The organism is Pseudomonas sp. AC247 (assembly GCF_979258015.1).
The window spans coordinates 3,426,406-3,442,922 of sequence record NZ_OZ409829.1; the positions used below are offsets into that span (position 1 = coordinate 3,426,406).

Genomic DNA, 16,517 nt, shown 5'->3' on the forward strand with positions numbered 1-16,517 from the left:
ATTGCATAAGCCCTTCAGGCGACACGGCTGCCACTCACGGGAGGTCATCATGAAGCTGCAATTTCGTCCGCGTGGCCAACGCGGTTTTACCCTGCTCGAACTGCTGGTGGTGTTGGTGGTGCTCGGCCTGTTGGCCGGGATCGTCGCGCCGAAATACTTCGCTCAACTCGGTCGCTCGGAAGTCAAAGTGGCCAAGGCGCAGATCGAAGGGCTGAGCAAAGCGCTGGACATCTATCGCCTCGAAGTCGGCCATTACCCGTCCACCGAACAGGGCTTGCAGGCCTTGGTCACCGCACCGAGCGACGAGGCGAAATGGACCGGCCCGTATTTGCAGAAAAAACTCCCGCAGGATCCCTGGGGGCGTAATTACGCCTACCGCTACCCCGGCGAAAACAGCGAGTACGACTTGCTGTCGATGGGCAAGGACGGCCAGCCCGGCGGCGAAGGCGAAAACGCTGAAGTGACCAACTGGCAGTAAGCGGAGCGCGGCCCATGCGATTTCATTTGAAAGCGGTCGGCAAGGCTGGCGTGGTGTCCTTGAGCGTCGAGGCAGCGGGCGATAGCGAAGCGCGGCGCATTGCCGAGGATCAGGGTCTGCGCGTGCTCAGTTCGCACGCCGACAAGCATTGGCGCTCGCTACGACTGCGTCAGCGCGAAACCTTCAATCTGGTGTTGTTCAGCCAGGAACTGACCACGCTGCTCAATGCCGGCCTGCCGTTGATCGATGCGCTGGAAAGCCTCGCCGAAAAAGAAACCGCCCCCGCGGCCCGGAAAACCTTGAGTGAGCTGGTGCGCCTGCTCTACGAGGGTAAATCGTTTTCGCAGGCGCTGGGCCAGTTGTCGGCGGTGTTCCCGCCGTTGTACGTGGCGCTGGTACAGTCCAGCGAGAAGACCGGCGCGGTCGGCGATGCGCTGGGTCGCTACGTCAGCTATCGGCAGCGCATGGACGAGGTGCGGCAGAAGATCATCAGCGCCTCGATCTATCCAATGCTGTTGCTGATAGTCGGCGGTGGCGTGGTGCTGTTCTTGATGGGTTATGTGGTGCCGCGCTTCAGCCTGGTGTTCGAAGGGCTGGGCAATAACCTGCCGTGGCTGTCGCAGGTGTTGATGAGCAGTGGCATGTTCTTGCATGCGCATCAGGCGGAATTCTTTGGCGCGCTGGCGGTGATTGTCATCGCCCTCGCCGTGCTGCAAAAACAACCGGCGTTTCGCCGAGGGCTGGATCGGCTGGTGGAGAAACTGCCGGCGGTGCATCAACGGATTTTCATGTATGAACTGGCGCGCTTTTATCGCTCGCTGGGGATTCTGCTGCAGGGCGGGATTCCGCTGGTGACCGCCATGGCCATGGTCCGAGGTTTGCTCACCGTGGCTTCGCGGACGCGACTGGATCAGGCCTGCGAGCGGGTGCGCGAGGGGCAATCGTTGTCCACCGCGCTGGAACTCAATAACCTGGTGACGCCGGTGTCGCTACGACTGCTGCGCGCCGGCGAACAGTCCGGCAACCTCGGGCAAATGATGGAACGCAGTGCCGACTTCTACGACGAGGAAATCAGCCGCTGGCTGGAGTGGTTCGTGAAGTTGTTCGAGCCGCTGCTGATGACGTTTATCGGCCTGCTGATCGGGGTCATCGTGATCCTGATGTACATCCCGATTTTCGAACTGGCTTCAAGTATTCACTGACCCCCGGGAACGGGTCCGGTCCCTGCAACAACGCACTTTTACGTTCCCAACAAGACCACAAAGACGGAGAACGATATGCACATTAAAAAGCTCGTGCTCGCAATGGCCATCGGCGCAGTTCTGTCGGCGTCCACCGTGCTGATTCCGGATAGTCTTTCCGGCATTTCCAGTGTTCAGGCCAAGGAAGGTGGCAGTGGCGGTGGAGGGAGTGGTGGCGGTGGACACGGCGGAGGGGGTGGCGGTAACGGCGGAGGAAATGGCGGCGGGCATGGCGGTAGTGGTGGAGGCGGCGGAAGCGGCGGTGGCGGTGGCGGTGGCGGCAATGGTGGTGGCCACGGCGGCAGTGGCAATGGTGGAAGTGGTCACGGTGACGGCGGCAGTGGACACAGCGGCAGCGGCCAGGGCTCCGGACACTCCGGTGATTCCACCTCATCCTCCGGCCGCAACGGCACCCACGCCGAGCCAGGCGATGATCACGGCGTGCACCGGGCCGGCGAAGTCGGCGATGACCATGGCGTCCATCGCGCTGGCGAAGTCGGCGATGACCGAGGACTGCATGCAGCAGGCGAACCGGGGGATGATCGCGGCGTACATGTCGGCGGCGAACCCGGCGACGACAAACGCACCAACTGACGATCCTGCAACACCACAAACCCTTGTGGGAGCTGGCTTGCCAGCGATGAGGCCAGATCAGACACTGCTGCATTGCCAGACCCACCGCCATCGCTGGCGAGCCAGCTCCCACAGGGTTCAGTGGTGTACGCAGATCCACAGTCGCCTGCGATCAACTGTAGGAGTGAGCCTGCTCGCGATAGCAGTGAATCAGGCACAGCATAAGTGTCTGAATAATCGCTATCGCGAGCAGGCTCGCTCCTACAGTTTGATCTGCGTAAGGATCAGAGGGCGACGTTGCTTTGGTTGAGGCGTTCGCGCAGGAACTCGATCAACGCCTGCACCGGTCGTGAAGCCTGACGATGCTGCGGATACACCGCCGACAACGTCAGCGGCTCCGGACGCAAATCATCCAGTACCGGCACCAGCCGGCCATCCTTCAGCGCCGCGCCAACAATAAACGTCGGCAAATACGTAATCCCCATCCCCTGCACCGCCGCATCCCGCAGCAGCTCGCCGTTGTTCACCCGCATGCGTCCGGTGACATTCACCAGCACCGGCTTGCCCTGCCCCGCGTTGAAGCGCCATTGCACCGAACGACTATGCCCGTACGGCAAACAGTCATGGCTGTGCAGGTCTTCCGGTTCAAGGGGCGTGCCGCGTTCAGCCAGATACGCCGGGCTGGCGCAGTACACCCGTTCGATGGAAGCGATACGGCGGGCAATCAAAGTCGAGTCTTCCAGCACGCCGATGCGCAGCGCCAGGTCGTAGCCTTCACCGAGCAGGTCAACCGGCCGATCACTCAGATCCACCTCTACCGTGACCTCCCGGTAGCGCTGCAAAAACATCGGCAGCAGACAACCGAGATGCGCCACGGCAAACGACAGCGGCGCACTCACGCGGATCGTCCCACGCGGCTCGGCGGTCTGCCCGGCGATGCCCTGCTCCACCTGCTCGACTTCGCCGAGCAAGCGCAATGCCGATTCGTAATAACTCTGGCCCAGCGGCGTGACGTCCAGTCGCCGCGTCGAGCGGTTCAACAACCGTACGCCGAGGCGTTCTTCCAGCTGCATCAAACGCCGGCTGACGAACTGCTTGGACAGCCCCAGTTGATCAGCCGCCGACGTGAAGCTGCCGGACTCCATGACCTGGCAAAAAATACGCATGTCTTCGAACGGGTTCATTGTCACTCTCTGGTGGACAGTCAAACGCTTTATAGCCGCTTTTTCACTTTCGAGCAGCTCATTAATCTGTGCTCACGGTTTGAAAACAACCCCCTACCGGTAGGAGCTGCCGCAGGCTGCGATCTTTTGATCCTGATCTGCGCAGAGGCTGGAAAAAGGCCAAAGCAGGATTAAAAGATCGCAGCCTGCGGCAGCTCCTACATCACACATTTGAAAATGGAATTGAACATGAACATTAAAAAGACGCTGACCGCCTCCCTCCTCGCCCTCTCCATCGGCAACGCTTTCGCCGCCGAAAGCAGCGGTGTCGAACACAACACCCAAGCCTTCCTCAACGCCCTCGCCGCCGGTGGTGGCAAACCACTGGAGCAACTCAGCCCGAAAGACGCCCGTGCGTTGCTCACTGGTGCGCAGGCTTCGGTGAAAGTGGATTTGTCCGGTGTTGAAGTCAGCGACAAGGCGATCAAGGTCGATGGCCAGACGATCAACCTGAAAGTGGTGCGTCCGGGCAAGGTCAAAGGTGAATTGCCGGTGTTCATGTTCTTCCACGGTGGCGGCTGGGTGCTCGGTGATTACCCGACGCACCAGCGCTTGATTCGTGACTTGGTGGTGGGTTCCGGCGCCGTCGCGGTGTACGTCGATTACACGCCGTCGCCGGAAGCGCAGTACCCGACCGCAATCAACCAGGCCTACGCCGCAACCAAATGGGTGGCCGAGCACGGCAAGGACATCGGTGTCGACGGCAAGCGTCTGGCAGTGGCCGGCAACAGCGTCGGCGGCAACATGGCGGCGGTCGTGGCGTTGATGGCCAAGGAACAGAAAACCCCGGCACTGCGCTTTCAGCTGTTGATGTGGCCGGTGACCAATGCGCAGTTCGATGACGGTTCGTACCAGCAATTTGCCGAGGGCCATTTCCTCACCAAAGGCATGATGCAGTGGTTCTGGGACAACTACACCACCAACCCGGCCGAACGTGCGCAGATCCATGCTTCGCCACTCAACGCCAGCGCCGACCAGCTCAAAGGCTTGCCTGCCGCCCTGGTGCAGACCGCTGAATTCGACGTGTTGCGTGATGAAGGTGAAGGCTATGCGCGGCATCTCGATGCGGCCGGCGTGGCGGTGACCTCGGTGCGTTACAACGGGATGATTCATGACTTTGGCCTGCTCAATCCGCTGAGCCAGATTCCTGAAGTGAAGGCAGCGGTGCGTCAGGCAGCGGCTGAGCTGAAAACCCATTTGAACTGAGCCCAAGCCCTCGCCACACCCAACAGTGTGGTGAGATCTCCCTGCAAATGAAGAACCTGTGGTGAGGGGATTCATCCCCGTTCGGCGGCGCAGCCGTCGTGAAATCAGCGAATGCGGTATTTCAGAAAAATCGTAGTCGATGGTTTTAGGGTCGCTTCGCAACCCAACGGGGATAAATCCCCTCGCCACAGGTTCCTCAATGACAAAATTATTATCGCCCGCAGAGTTCGACTTAGACTGGAGTCTTCCATGTCCTTCCTCCTCACCCACCTGCTGTCCCTGAGCGCTGTTCTGCTGCTGCTCGACGCCGTGCTCTGGCACTTCACGCCCTTCACCCATCGTGCGCCGAAAGTGGCGGTGCGCCTGGTGCTGTTTCTGGCCTTCAGCGCGCTGGTGATCAACGCCGGTGTCAGCCCGTTGCAGGCGCCGCTGTTCGCCGATGATCGCGTGGCGCAACTGGGGGCAACGGCGCTGGGGATTCTCTGGTGGCTGTATGCAGCTCGCGTGTTGACCGAAATAATCGGCCTGGCGCTGATGCGCCGCATCGGTCACAGCGGGCGGTTGTTGCAGGACGTCATCGGTGCGCTGGTGTTTCTGGTGGCCATCGTTGCCGCCGCCGGCTACGTGCTGGAACTGCCGGTCAAAGGCTTGCTGGCGACCTCCGGCGTCGTCGCTATCGTCGTCGGTCTGGCGCTGCAAAGTACCTTGGCCGATGTGTTTTCCGGGATCGTCCTCAACACCACCAAGCCTTATCAGGTCGATGATCTGGTGATGATCGACGGCGTCGAAGGCAAGGTCTTCGACATCGACTGGCGTGCCACGCATCTGCTGACCAGCGCCGGGACCATGGCGGTGGTGCCGAACTCGGTTGCGGCCAAAGCGAAAATCGTCAACCTCAGCCGCCCGAACAACATGCACGGCGTGTCGATCAGCATCAAAGTGCCGAACCACATTCGCCCGCGTCGAGTGCTCGATGCGCTCGACCGAACCTTGCAGGGCAGCAATGCTCTGTTGCTCAACCCGGCACCCAAAGCCGTGCTGAAAGAGGCCGGTGAAACGATGTCGGAATACGTCGCCAGCGGTTTCATTGCCGAACTGGGCAAGAAAAGCGAGGTGCGCAATCAGCTGTTCGATCTGGCTCACCGGCATTTGGAAGCGGCAGGCATTTCGCGCCATCCAGACGGCGTAATTGAACCGTCCACCCGTGCTCGCGCGCTGCTCGATGAAGTGAAAATCTTCCGTTCGCTGAGCAGCGAAGAACGTGATCGCCTCGCTGAATCGATGGTCGCGCAGCAGTACTCGGCGGGCCAGGTGGTGCTGGATCTGGACGAAGTGCCGGACAGTCTGTTCGTGATTGCCACCGGGGTGGTCAGCGCGACGGTGGCGGACGGCGACAGCAAGGTCGAGGCCGGGCGGATGGGGCCGAGTGAGGTCATGGGTGAACAAAGCATTCTGGCGGATACGCCGTCGCAGGCGACGTTCACGGCGCTGACGTCGAGCATCATTTATCGACTCGACAAGAACCTCACTCGTCAGTGCATGGAGCAGCGCACGGAGGTCAGTCGGGCGTTGAATAAATTGCAGGCGGTGCGTCAGCAGAACAGTCATCTCGCGTTGATGGCAAGGCCGGCGCCTGTCAGCAAAAGTGGTTTTCTGCGCTGGTTGCAGAGGCGCTGAAAACAAAAGATCGCAGCCTTCGGCAGCTCCTACATGAGAACGCGTGCAGGAGCTGCCGAAGGCTGCGATCTTTTGATCTTACTTGGCAGTGAACTTGGTATAGCTGTTGATCAGGTTGCGGTAGTTAGGCAGACGCTCCGACAGCAAATGCGCCAGCCCTTCCATGTCATTGCGCCAATCCCCCTGCAGCTCGCACGCCACCGAGAACCAGTTCAACAGGTGTGCACCCGCCGCCGACATCCGCGCCCACGCCGCTTGCTGCACGGTGGTGTTGAAGGTGCCGGACGAGTCAGTCACAACAAACACTTCATAACCTTCAGCAATCGCCGACAGCGTCGGGAATGCCACGCAAACGTCAGTCACCACACCGGCGATGATCAGTTGCTTGCGACCGGTGGCTTTGATCGCTTTAACGAAATCTTCGTTGTCCCAGGCATTGATCTGGCCTGGACGCTGAATGAACGGTGCATCCGGAAACTGCTCGCGCAACTCAGGCACGATCGGGCCGTTGGGGCCGGCGTCGAAGCTGGTAGTGAGGATCGTCGGCAGTTTGAAGAACTTGGCGATGTCGCCCAGCGCCAGCACGTTGTTCTTGAATTCGTTCGGGGTGAAATCCTGTACCAGCGAGATCAGGCCGGTCTGGTGATCGACCAGCAGTACAACCGCATCATCTTTGTTCAGACGTGTGTAAGGAACGCTCATGGGAAAACTCCTGGATGGACGGATGGATGGATGAAGCGTGAAGCGTGAAGCGCCGACCGGTCGGCCGGCGCTTTGGGGGAGAATCAGAAAGCGAAGCAGGAGCAGCCAAACGCGCCCCAGAAACCGGCGAAGTCGCTGACCGGCGCGTTCGACATTCGCGCCTTTTCATGGCTGTGGGTGTGTACGGCGCACGGGCCGCTGCACTGGTGAACCTGCGCCTGCAATGGCGAATTCGGCCGCCAGTGGCCCGGGACTTTCACCACCGGCGACCAGTCCGGCAGCACCGGAATCGAGCGCGGGCCGAGGTCTTCAAAATCGCCAGCGGCGTAAACAATCTTGCCGCCGACCACGGTCATGACCGATTCGATCCACTTGATCGCTTCTTCCTCGACATGGAAGAAGTCCGCGCTCAGCGCCGCCAGATCCGCCAGTTGCCCGACCTTGATCTGGCCCTTCTTGCCCTGTTCCGAGGAGAACCAGGCGCTGCCGTGAGTGAACAGTTCCAGCGCGGTGGTGCGCGGCAGACCTTCTTCGTACAAGGCCAGACCGCCGACCGTGCGACCACTGACCATCCAGTACAGCGACGTCCACGGGTTGTAGCTGGAAACCCGCGTCGCATCGGTACCCGCGCCGACCGGGACACCTTCGGCGAGCATGCGTTTGATCGGCGGTGTCGCTTCGGCGGCTTGCTTGCCATAACGGTCGACGAAATATTCACCCTGAAACGCCATGCGATCCTGAATCGCAATGCCGCCGCCCAGCGCTTTCACCCGCTCGATGTTCTGCGGGGTGATGGTTTCGGCGTGGTCGAAGAACCATGGCAAACCGTTGAAAGGAATGTCGCGATTGACCTTCTCGAACACGTCGAGCATGCGGCTGATCGATTCGTTGTACGTCGCGTGCAAACGGAACGGCCAGCGCTGTTCAACCAGGTGGCGCACCACCGGTTCCAACTCTTCTTCCATGGTCTGCGGCAGATCCGGGCGCGGTTCGAGGAAGTCTTCGAAGTCCGCTGCGGAGAACACCAGCATCTCGCCGGCGCCGTTGTGGCGCAGGTAGTCGTCGCCCTGATGCAACTTGACGCTGCCAGTCCAGTTCTGGAAATCGCTCAGTTCTTCTTTCGGTTTCTGGGTGAACAGGTTGTAGGCGATGCGCACGGTCAACTGGTCGTCTTTGGCCAGTTGCTCGATCACTTGATAATCGTCCGGGTAGTTCTGGAAACCGCCGCCAGCATCGATCGCGCTGGTCAGGCCGAGGCGATTGAGTTCGCGCATGAACTGGCGGGTCGAGTTGACCTGATATTCCAGCGGCAGCTTCGGCCCTTTGGCCAGCGTCGAGTAGAGAATCATCGCGTTTGGCCGCGCGACCAGCATGCCAGTCGGGTTGCCATTGCTGTCGCGAACGATCTCGCCACCCGGCGGGTTCGGCGTGTCGCGGGTGTAACCGGCCACGCGCAGCGCGGCGCGGTTGAGCAACGCACGGTCATACAGGTGCAGGATGAACACCGGGGTGTCCGGCGCGGCCTGGTTGATTTCTTCCAGGGTCGGCATGCGTTTTTCGGCGAACTGGAATTCGTTCCAGCCACCGACTACGCGCACCCATTGCGGGGTCGGCGTGCGGTCAGCCTGATCCTTGAGCATGCGCAGGGCGTCGGCCAACGACGGCACGCCCTCCCAGCGCAATTCCAGGTTGTAGTTCAAACCGCCACGGATCAGGTGCAAGTGCGAGTCGTTGAGTCCGGGGATCACGCAGCGGCCGTGCATGTCGACCACTTGCGTGTTCGGCCCGCGCAAGGCCATGGCCTGGTTGTCGTTGCCGACGACGACGAAGCGCCCATCGGTGATCGCCACGGCACTGGCCAGCGGTTTGGTGCGGTCGATGGTATGAAATTGGCCATTGAACAGAATCAGATCGGCGCTCATCGCAGTTCCTCAAGCAAAGTAAAAAGGAGCAAACCCCGCGCGCTCAACGCGGCGAGGTTTCTTGGGAATCGAGGTGTTCATGGGCCTGACTGGCTTCGAGCCACGGCGTAAACAAACGGGTGACCGGCGGCATCACCACGTACACCACCGACAGGACGATGGTCAGGGTGATCAGGAACGTGGCGACCACGTAATTGGACAGGATTGGATGCAGCCCCAGCAGCGGCCCCCAGATCAGGGGCACGAGCAAGGTGTGCGGCAGAATCACCAGCAGCGTGACCACTGCTTGTTTCCAGCGCGGCGGCGGCGAAGCGGCATCGGCCAGCGGCGAGAACCAGAACTCTTTGATCGGCGCAACTTCGGTCTGATCGCCATCAGCCAGCATCGGCGCGGCTTCGGCGACCAGAGCATGACGCTGCGGCGACTCCAGCCAGCCTTGCATCGCTTCAGTGGAGCTGAAACGCAGCACACAGGTGTAGAAATCGAGACGGCCGCGTTTGCCACGCACCACGTCTACGCCCAAATGGCCTTCACGCTGGCTCGCCACACGGACGATATTGCGCAGCCAGGCTTCATACGCCGACTCGAAACCGGCCTTGATCCGGTGCTTGATGATCAACGTGACGGTCTCATCGGCCCCCGGTGCTTGTGGATTGAGGACTTCAGGCATAACGCAGCACTCCGGGCAAACGAACAGGAATCACCAGCCGTCCCGGCCCGGCGATCAACACAGTGGTAAACAGGATCAACAGCAACCAGCCGAACTGCCCCTCGGCCACACTCCATTGCGGATGCACGACCAGCAGTGCTACCAGCAGCACAAAGAGAATAGGCACGCAGGCCAATCGCGCCAATAACCCGGCGACGATCAGTAGTGGACAGAGGACTTCGGCGAAGATCGCCAGGATCAGGGTGAGGTGGGCGCCGAGGTGGAACGGGTCTTCGATCAATTGCAGTTGCGCGGTGAAGTCCAGCAGCTTGGGCAAACCGTGGACCCACACTAAAAACAACCCGCCGCTGACCCGCAGGAACAGCAAACCGATGTCGTGTGCCTGTTCATCCCGTTGAGCAACGTGCATGGGCCCACCCTTGAATAGTTATTGGGGTGAATCATGCCGTGGAGGGCTGGGAGGAAATTGGATGGGTGTGCTCAGTTCTGCGCTGTGCCGGGATTCTGTGAACACAGCAGAACCCTGTGGGAAATGGCTTGCCAGCGATCGCGAAGTGTCAGGCGCCATCGCCGTTGGCTGAGCTGACGCCATCGCTGGCAAGCCAGGCTCCCACAGGATTTCTGATCGTTCCTACACTCGATGGAGCTGCCACGATTCGCTGCGAGACGAATGAGGGTGGCAGCTATACGCGGGTCGCAGACCGGGACTCTAGAACCGGCTGTAGGCAAAGGCGCAACGTTGCGTAGCCTGAAAGAGTGTCTGCGGGTGTTGCTTAAACGGCGTTGTTTAAGTCACCGACAATTCCTGGTTCACACCCATCCAATGTAGGAGTGAGCCTGCTCGCGATGGCGGTCTGTCAGACACTGCAATGCTGCCTGATAAACCGCTATCGCGAGCAGGCTCACTCCTACAGGGGGGATGGGATTTAAATCGCCGGGATATCCAGCGGCGCCGCCATGAATTGGCTGATCCTTGCGCGCAGCCATTTCTCCGCCGGGTCGTTGTCGTGCACCCCGCTCCACGCCATCGACAACTGCGCGGCATCGATCGGGAATGGCGGATCTTCGGCGCGCAGAGCACAGCCTTCCACCAGTGCGCAGGCGGCGTAATCCGGCACAGTGGCAATCATTTCGGTGCCGGCGAGCAAGGCGCGCAAGCCGCTGAACTGCGGCACGCCGAGAACCACGCGGCGACTGCGACCGACCTTGGCCAGATCCATGTCGATATTGCCGCTCAAGTCGCCAGAGAACGAAACCATCGCGTGCGGACGTTCGCAATATTCGTCCAGCGTCAGCGGCCCCGGACGATCATCGCCACGCAAGACTTTGCAGGGAATGTCGCGCAGTTTCTTGCGTTTGGCGTTGGCCGGCAGGTCGGTGGTGTAGCTGACGCCCACAGAGATTTCACCCGAAGCCAGCAGCGCCGGCATCAACAGGTAGTTGGCGCGCCGCACCACCACGACGATGCCCGGCGCCTCCTCTTGAAGCTGACGCAACAGCGGCGGAAACAAGCCGAACTCGGCGTCGTCCGACAAACCAATACGAAACACATCACAACTGCTGGCCGGGTCGAACTCCTTGGCCCGGCTGACAGCGCCGGAGATCACGTCCATCGCCGGTTGCAACTCCTTGAGAATCGCCAGGGCGCGAGCCGTGGGCTCCATCGACCGGCCGTTGCGCAGCAGCAACGGATCGTCGAACAGATCACGCAAGCGGCCCAGCGCCGCACTGACCGCCGGTTGCCCCATAAACAGTTTTTCAGCGACGCGGGTCAGGTTCTTTTCGAACATCAGCGCTTCGAAAATCACCAGCAGGTTCATGTCGACGCGGCGCAGATCATTACGGTTCATGGGCTCGATTTCCTTTTATGGCCAGCCAGCAAGTGCTACGCACTTTACTCGATCAACCGCCCTTGAAGCGCCGGTCAGCCAAGCAAATTAACAACGATTAACTCGTCAGCCGCAGGTCTGCACCCAACAATCGCTTCACTGCGCAGCGTTGTTTTTTGACCTGAGGGAAGGCGCCCGTGTGCATTCCCCACCGACACGGACCTTGGCCATGGCTCATTCACAGCACACCGCCGCCCTCGCCCCTGCCTGCGAACCCGGCACCCCGCGCACCGGCGGCCTCAGCCCGCAACGGGTGCGGCGGGTAAAACAACTGATTCTGGATCGCCTCGGCGAAAGCCTGGAAGTGACGGAACTGGCACAGGCCTGTTCGCTGTCGCGCAGTCACTTTTCCAGGGCCTTCAAGTGCAGCACCGGGGTATCGCCCCAAGACTGGATTCGCCGCCAACGCCTCGCTCGCGCCAAGCTTCTGATCCAGCACACTGACCTGAGCCTGACGCAAATCAGCCTGGAGTGCGGATTCTGCGATCAGGCGCATTTCTGCCATATTTTCACCCGCAGCGAAGGGATCAATCCGTTCGCCTGGCGCTGCCGAGTCGTGCGCGAACAGCACAGCGTGCGCCCCTCGCCTGCCGTGTTGTGAACCCGCCGCCGCTACCAGCCATTGCACCGACGCGCAAACCTGAGGATTATGCCCGGACACCTCGAAACAGACGGCTTGCGCGCGGTCTGTCGGGGCCGCCGCATCAGCACAGGAGCGAGCTGTTGAGTTTCCCAGCGAATCAGGCCATCGGTTTCGGCCCCTATCGAATCCATCCGGCACAACGCCTGGTGCTTGAAGGCGAGCAGCCGCTGCGTCTGGGGCGTCGTGCCATGGACATTCTGCTGACCCTGCTGGCGCATGCCGGCGAGGTGGTCAGCAAGCAACAGTTGATGGCCGCGGTCTGGCCTGACAGCGTTGTCGAAGAGATCAACCTGCGTGTGCACATGGCAGCCCTGCGCAAGGCACTCGGCGACGGTCAGGCCGGGCAGCGCTACATCGTCACCGTGGCGCAACGCGGTTACAGTTTTGTTGCGCCGATCCTCCTGCACGCCATCGAACAGCAACCTGCCGGCGACAGCGCCGGGCGACATAACCTGCCATTGCGCCGCACGCGGATGATCGGCCGCCAGCCACTGGTCGACAGCCTGATGACGCAACTGCCGCGCCAGCGCTGCATCAACCTGGTCGGCCCCGGCGGAATCGGCAAAACCACCGTCGCCTTGCGCGTTGCCGAGCAGTTGATCGGACGCTACCGCGACGGCATTCGCTTGCTCGATCTGGCGCCCCTGAGCGACCCGCGCATGATCTGCTCGCACCTGGCCGCCCTGCTCGACATTCTGCTGCACGACGGCGATCCGCTGGCGAGCCTGATCAACGGCCTGCGCGAGCGGCAGATGCTGCTGGTGATCGACAATTGCGAACACCTGATCGACGCGGTAGCGCTGCTCAGCGAAAGCCTGTTGCGCGGCGCGCCGCAGGTACACATTCTGGCCACCAGCCGCGAGAGCCTGCGCGCCGAGGGCGAATACGTGCAGCGTCTGGAATCGCTCGATTGTCCGCCACCGTCGGCCGTCGAGGATCGTACGCAGGCGCTGGGGTTTTCTGCGTTGCAACTGTTTGTCGAACGCGCCATGGCCGCCGATGAACATTTCGAACTCGATGAGGCCAACCTGGCGCAGGCCATCGAGATCTGCCAGCGCCTGGACGGTATTCCGCTGGCGCTGGAATTGGCGGCAGCGCAAATCAACAGCGCCGACCTGTCGGGGTTGCTCAGTCAGTTGCAGGGCCGCTTACCGCCGTTGGTGCCGGGCAGTCAGGAGCGTCACGTCACGCTGCGCGCCACGCTGGACTGGAGCTTCAATCTGCTCGGCCCTTGCGAACAGACCTGCCTGCGCCGCTTGGGCGTGTTTCGCGGCGGCTTTACGCTCGAGTCTGCCGCCGCCGTGATCGGCGGTCAGCGCATCGTGCCCGGGGCCGTGTTTGGCTCGATCACGCAGTTGGTGGCCAAGTCGCTGCTCAATGTCGAGGTCGGCGATGAAGAAGTGTTTTACCGCTTGCTCGACACCACCCGGCGCTATGCCCTGGAAAAACTCGATCAGGTCGCCGAGCTCGACGAAACCCGCAAACGTCATGGCGAACGCTGCCTGGCGTTGATGCATCAGGCGCAGAGCGCTTGGGAGCACACTCCGACCGCGCTGTGGATCGAACGCTACGCCCGCGGTCTGGAAGATTTGCGCGCGGCATTGGACTGGAGCCTCAAGGGCGCTGGCCCGGCGGATTTGGCGATTGCGCTGGCGGCGACGTCGGCGCCGTTATGGCAGGAGTTGTCGCTGCTCAAGGAGTATGGCGGCTACGTGCGCCAGGCCCTGACGCTGCTGGAAAACGCTGACGAGCCCTGCCCGCACCTGCAAATCGCTTTGAAACTGGCGCTCGGCAGCGCCTGTTATCACACCTGGGGCGGCACCCCGGAAACCATCGAAGCCTTCGCCAGCGCCCACGCCCTGGCGCAACAGCATGGCGATGTCGCCGGGCAACTGCGCGCCGTGTCCGGGCACATGGCTGTCAACCTCAGTTGCGGCCAGTATCAGGCCGCCCTGGCGCAAAGCGAACAATTCGATCGTCTCGGCCTGCACGGTGATCCACTGTTGTCGCTGAGCACTCACCGGTTGCGGGTGCTGGCGCTGCATTACGCCGGCGATCAGCCGCAGGCCCGCCTGCATGCCGAACAGGTGATTCAGCGCATGGCGCAGAGCGGTCATCTCAATCGGTTTACTCACGGTTTCGGCGTGCAATACGACCAGAGCGTGGCTTCGTTGACGGTGCTCGCCCGGGTCTTGTGGCTGCAGGGGTTTCCCGAGCAGGCCTGGCGCACGGCGCGCCAGGCGCTGGACATCGCGGTGCAGATCAATCACGGCACCTCGATCTGCTACACGCTGGCGCTGGCCAGTTGCCTGATCGCTCATTACAACGGCGATCGGCAAAATGCCAAGGCCTTGCTGCAGCTGTTGCTGGAACAGGCGCAGAAGCATTCGGTGCTGCTGTTTCATACGTGGGCGCGGCACTATGCGCAGGTCATCGATGCGCCGACAAACGCCTCGGTGCCGGCCGATGACAGCGGATTGATCAAGGAAATCATGGTCACGCTGGACAGCCGTTTCGTTGATCAAGCGCTGTTGGAGCGGGCTCACAGTGGCGCGGCGGGCTGGAGCACGGCGGAGATTTTGCGGGCTCGGGCGGAGCAGTTGCTGAGTTCAACCCCTACTGAAGTTCACGAAGCCGAACAGACCCTGCTGCAGGCCTTGTCGATCGCCCAATCCCAAGGCGCGCTGGCCTGGGAACTGCGTAGCGCCACTTCACTGGCCCTACTCTGGCAGCAACAGTCGCGCTACGACCAAGCGCTGGACCTGCTGACCCCGATCTACCAGCGTTTCACCGAAGGCTACGCCACGCCGGATTTGCGCAAGGTGCGCCTGCTAATCGATGCGTTGCGCAGTCAGGTGCACGTCGCCCGCTTGGGCTGAACGACCCAGATAATGTAAATGGCGATGCTCGAAATCGCCGCTGATGAGCTTTTCCCGGGCATACAGCCGAGTGGTATGGAGCATGCGGTATTGCGCAATCCCGTCCCCGCGCACCACTGTCAGTAACGACTTGTGCACCAGTTGCTCAATGATCGATTGGCCGTCGGCCTCAGCGATGACGGCCAGCGCCGCCTCCAGCGTAAAACCCACTTTGAACACCGTCAGACGTTGCAGCACCCGCTGCTGCGGTTCGCTCAAACTTCGGTAGCTCCATTGCAAAGCAGCGTGCATTGTCTGATGCCGTGGCACCGCAGTGCGGCGACCCTGCCATTGCAGGCAATTGCCCAACTGCGCCTGCAACCCCAGCAGCGCCAGCGCATCGATCTGCGCCGCTGCCAGCTCAATCGCCAGAGGCAGACCGTCGAGTCGCCGGCAAATGTCGCGGATCACCAGCAAATCCTGTTCGCGCAAGCAGAAACCCTGCTGCCGGGCACGCGCACGACTGACAAATAATTGCACCGCCGAATAGCCCATGGTCTCCTCGACACTGTTCAACGCCGAGGACGTGGGAACGCTCAGGGGTGGCAACAGTTGCACGGTTTCCAGGTGGGCTTGCAGCGCTTCGCGACTGGTGGCGAGGATCGACAGGCGCGGCGCCGCTCCCAGCAACGTCTCGGTCAGCGCCTTGCAGGCTTCGCGCAGGTGTTCGCAATTGTCGAGCACCAGCAAACAGTGCTGAGTCGCCAGCGTGGACACATCGGTGTCGAGGGTTTGCAGAACATGGTCGAGCAGCCGCGTGTGATCATCGATCAGCGCCAGATCCACCAGCCAGACGCCATCACGAAAATGTTGCAGCAGCAGTTCTGCAACCCGCAACGCCACAGTCGACTTACCGACACCTGCCGGCCCCGTCACACTCATCAACCGGCACAGTGGCACTTGCCGCACCAGGGCGCCGACCAGCGAATCGCGGCCAGTTACCGGTGTCAACCGCGCGGGCAGATTATGCTGGGGGGCTTGCAGGCTTTCGAAGACCACTTGCGCCACGCTGTCACCGTGTACCGGGGCGACAAAGCTGTAGCCGCATTGCGGCACATTGACGATGTAGCGCTGGCCGTTCTCGCCATCGCCAAGCGCCCGGCGCAACGCCGCTATGTGTACACGCAGGTTGATCTCTTCGACCACCGACGTGGGCCAGACCAGCGCAATCAGTTGTTCCTTCCTGACCACCCGACCGGCGCGCTCGACCAGCACTTGGAGGATGTCCAGCGCGCGGCCGCCCATGCGCAATTGCCGATCCCCTTCGAGGATCAGACGCTGGCGCAAATGAAAGGCGAAAGGCCCGAAACGCAGGACAGATGCCGCGTGCAAATCGTTGAGGCTGTTCATGCCAACCATCTTGGCAGCCTCGGGT

The 16,517-nt window shown here is 61.5% G+C and carries 14 protein-coding genes; 7 read left to right on the plus strand and 7 right to left on the minus strand.

What is annotated here, in order from left to right:
- Positions 1–49: 49 nt before the first annotated feature.
- From gspG to ACZZ0B_RS15520, 3 genes are all read left to right on the plus strand, one after another.
- Positions 50–478, plus strand: coding sequence for a type II secretion system major pseudopilin GspG (gspG, locus tag ACZZ0B_RS15510; RefSeq protein WP_007913548.1), 429 nt, complete (start codon positions 50–52; stop codon positions 476–478).
- A gap of 14 nt (positions 479–492) precedes the next feature.
- Positions 493–1,680, plus strand: coding sequence for a type II secretion system F family protein (locus ACZZ0B_RS15515; RefSeq protein ID WP_463545688.1), 1,188 nt, complete (start codon positions 493–495; stop codon positions 1,678–1,680).
- A 75-nt stretch (positions 1,681–1,755) separates the two neighbouring features.
- Entirely contained in the window at positions 1,756–2,313 is a 558-nt protein-coding gene (locus tag ACZZ0B_RS15520) for a hypothetical protein (protein WP_463545689.1), read from the plus strand.
- Between the two features lie 263 nt (positions 2,314–2,576).
- On the opposite strand, the gene ACZZ0B_RS15525 is transcribed toward ACZZ0B_RS15520, so the two are convergent.
- Positions 2,577–3,476 (minus strand): LysR family transcriptional regulator, encoded by a 900-nt coding sequence (locus ACZZ0B_RS15525; RefSeq protein ID WP_158832997.1) that lies wholly within the window; start codon positions 3,474–3,476, stop codon positions 2,577–2,579.
- A gap of 228 nt (positions 3,477–3,704) precedes the next feature.
- On the opposite strand from ACZZ0B_RS15525, the gene ACZZ0B_RS15530 reads away from it, so the two are divergent.
- A complete protein-coding gene (locus ACZZ0B_RS15530) occupies positions 3,705–4,721 on the plus strand; it encodes an alpha/beta hydrolase (protein WP_463545690.1) in 1,017 nt (338 codons plus the stop codon).
- A 249-nt stretch (positions 4,722–4,970) separates the two neighbouring features.
- Positions 4,971–6,398, plus strand: a complete 1,428-nt coding sequence (locus tag ACZZ0B_RS15535; protein ID WP_463545691.1) for a mechanosensitive ion channel domain-containing protein — start codon at positions 4,971–4,973, stop codon at positions 6,396–6,398.
- Positions 6,399–6,476: 78 nt separating this feature from the next.
- On the opposite strand, the gene ycaC is transcribed toward ACZZ0B_RS15535, so the two are convergent.
- From ycaC to ACZZ0B_RS15560, 5 genes are all read right to left on the minus strand, one after another.
- A complete protein-coding gene (gene ycaC / locus ACZZ0B_RS15540; RefSeq protein WP_007913541.1) occupies positions 6,477–7,100 on the minus strand; it encodes an isochorismate family cysteine hydrolase YcaC in 624 nt (207 codons plus the stop codon).
- Between the two features lie 83 nt (positions 7,101–7,183).
- Positions 7,184–9,022 (minus strand): amidohydrolase, encoded by a 1,839-nt coding sequence (locus ACZZ0B_RS15545; protein ID WP_463545692.1) that lies wholly within the window; start codon positions 9,020–9,022, stop codon positions 7,184–7,186.
- Between the two features lie 43 nt (positions 9,023–9,065).
- On the minus strand, positions 9,066–9,692 hold the full coding sequence (locus ACZZ0B_RS15550) for an antibiotic biosynthesis monooxygenase (protein WP_463545693.1): 627 nt from the start codon (positions 9,690–9,692) through the stop codon (positions 9,066–9,068).
- The gene (locus tag ACZZ0B_RS15555; RefSeq protein ID WP_463545694.1) at positions 9,685–10,101 is read right to left on the minus strand and encodes a DoxX family protein; all 417 of its coding nucleotides are present in this window, start codon (positions 10,099–10,101) and stop codon (positions 9,685–9,687) included. Before ACZZ0B_RS15555 ends, ACZZ0B_RS15550 begins: the two co-directional genes overlap by 8 nt.
- A 517-nt stretch (positions 10,102–10,618) precedes the next feature.
- Positions 10,619–11,542, minus strand: a complete 924-nt coding sequence (locus tag ACZZ0B_RS15560; RefSeq protein ID WP_008079739.1) for a LysR family transcriptional regulator — start codon at positions 11,540–11,542, stop codon at positions 10,619–10,621.
- Between the two features lie 208 nt (positions 11,543–11,750).
- On the opposite strand from ACZZ0B_RS15560, the gene ACZZ0B_RS15565 reads away from it, so the two are divergent.
- Positions 11,751–12,182 (plus strand): helix-turn-helix domain-containing protein, encoded by a 432-nt coding sequence (locus ACZZ0B_RS15565; RefSeq protein ID WP_008079738.1) that lies wholly within the window; start codon positions 11,751–11,753, stop codon positions 12,180–12,182.
- A 122-nt stretch (positions 12,183–12,304) separates the two neighbouring features.
- On the plus strand, positions 12,305–15,103 hold the full coding sequence (locus tag ACZZ0B_RS15570; protein WP_463545695.1) for an ATP-binding protein: 2,799 nt from the start codon (positions 12,305–12,307) through the stop codon (positions 15,101–15,103).
- Here the strand turns inward: ACZZ0B_RS15570 and ACZZ0B_RS15575 are convergent.
- Positions 15,056–16,492 carry an ATP-binding protein gene (locus tag ACZZ0B_RS15575; protein ID WP_463545696.1) on the minus strand — a complete coding sequence of 479 codons (1,437 nt, stop codon included), beginning with the start codon at positions 16,490–16,492 and terminating at the stop codon, positions 15,056–15,058. The genes ACZZ0B_RS15570 and ACZZ0B_RS15575 overlap by 48 nt on opposite strands.
- Positions 16,493–16,517 lie beyond the last annotated feature (25 nt).

What these genes read in the sequence shown, in the direction of transcription:
- gspG (WP_007913548.1), top strand. Translation starts at nt 50, where the DNA reads ATGAAGCTGCAATTTCGTCCGCGTGGCCAACGCGGTTTTACCCTGCTC.
- ACZZ0B_RS15515 (WP_463545688.1), top strand. Translation starts at nt 493, where the DNA reads ATGCGATTTCATTTGAAAGCGGTCGGCAAGGCTGGCGTGGTGTCCTTG.
- ACZZ0B_RS15520 (WP_463545689.1), top strand. Translation starts at nt 1,756, where the DNA reads ATGCACATTAAAAAGCTCGTGCTCGCAATGGCCATCGGCGCAGTTCTG.
- ACZZ0B_RS15525 (WP_158832997.1), bottom strand. Translation starts at nt 3,476, where the DNA reads ATGAACCCGTTCGAAGACATGCGTATTTTTTGCCAGGTCATGGAGTCC.
- ACZZ0B_RS15530 (WP_463545690.1), top strand. Translation starts at nt 3,705, where the DNA reads ATGAACATTAAAAAGACGCTGACCGCCTCCCTCCTCGCCCTCTCCATC.
- ACZZ0B_RS15535 (WP_463545691.1), top strand. Translation starts at nt 4,971, where the DNA reads ATGTCCTTCCTCCTCACCCACCTGCTGTCCCTGAGCGCTGTTCTGCTG.
- ycaC (WP_007913541.1), bottom strand. Translation starts at nt 7,100, where the DNA reads ATGAGCGTTCCTTACACACGTCTGAACAAAGATGATGCGGTTGTACTG.
- ACZZ0B_RS15545 (WP_463545692.1), bottom strand. Translation starts at nt 9,022, where the DNA reads ATGAGCGCCGATCTGATTCTGTTCAATGGCCAATTTCATACCATCGAC.
- ACZZ0B_RS15550 (WP_463545693.1), bottom strand. Translation starts at nt 9,692, where the DNA reads ATGCCTGAAGTCCTCAATCCACAAGCACCGGGGGCCGATGAGACCGTC.
- ACZZ0B_RS15555 (WP_463545694.1), bottom strand. Translation starts at nt 10,101, where the DNA reads ATGCACGTTGCTCAACGGGATGAACAGGCACACGACATCGGTTTGCTG.
- ACZZ0B_RS15560 (WP_008079739.1), bottom strand. Translation starts at nt 11,542, where the DNA reads ATGAACCGTAATGATCTGCGCCGCGTCGACATGAACCTGCTGGTGATT.
- ACZZ0B_RS15565 (WP_008079738.1), top strand. Translation starts at nt 11,751, where the DNA reads ATGGCTCATTCACAGCACACCGCCGCCCTCGCCCCTGCCTGCGAACCC.
- ACZZ0B_RS15575 (WP_463545696.1), bottom strand. Translation starts at nt 16,492, where the DNA reads ATGAACAGCCTCAACGATTTGCACGCGGCATCTGTCCTGCGTTTCGGG.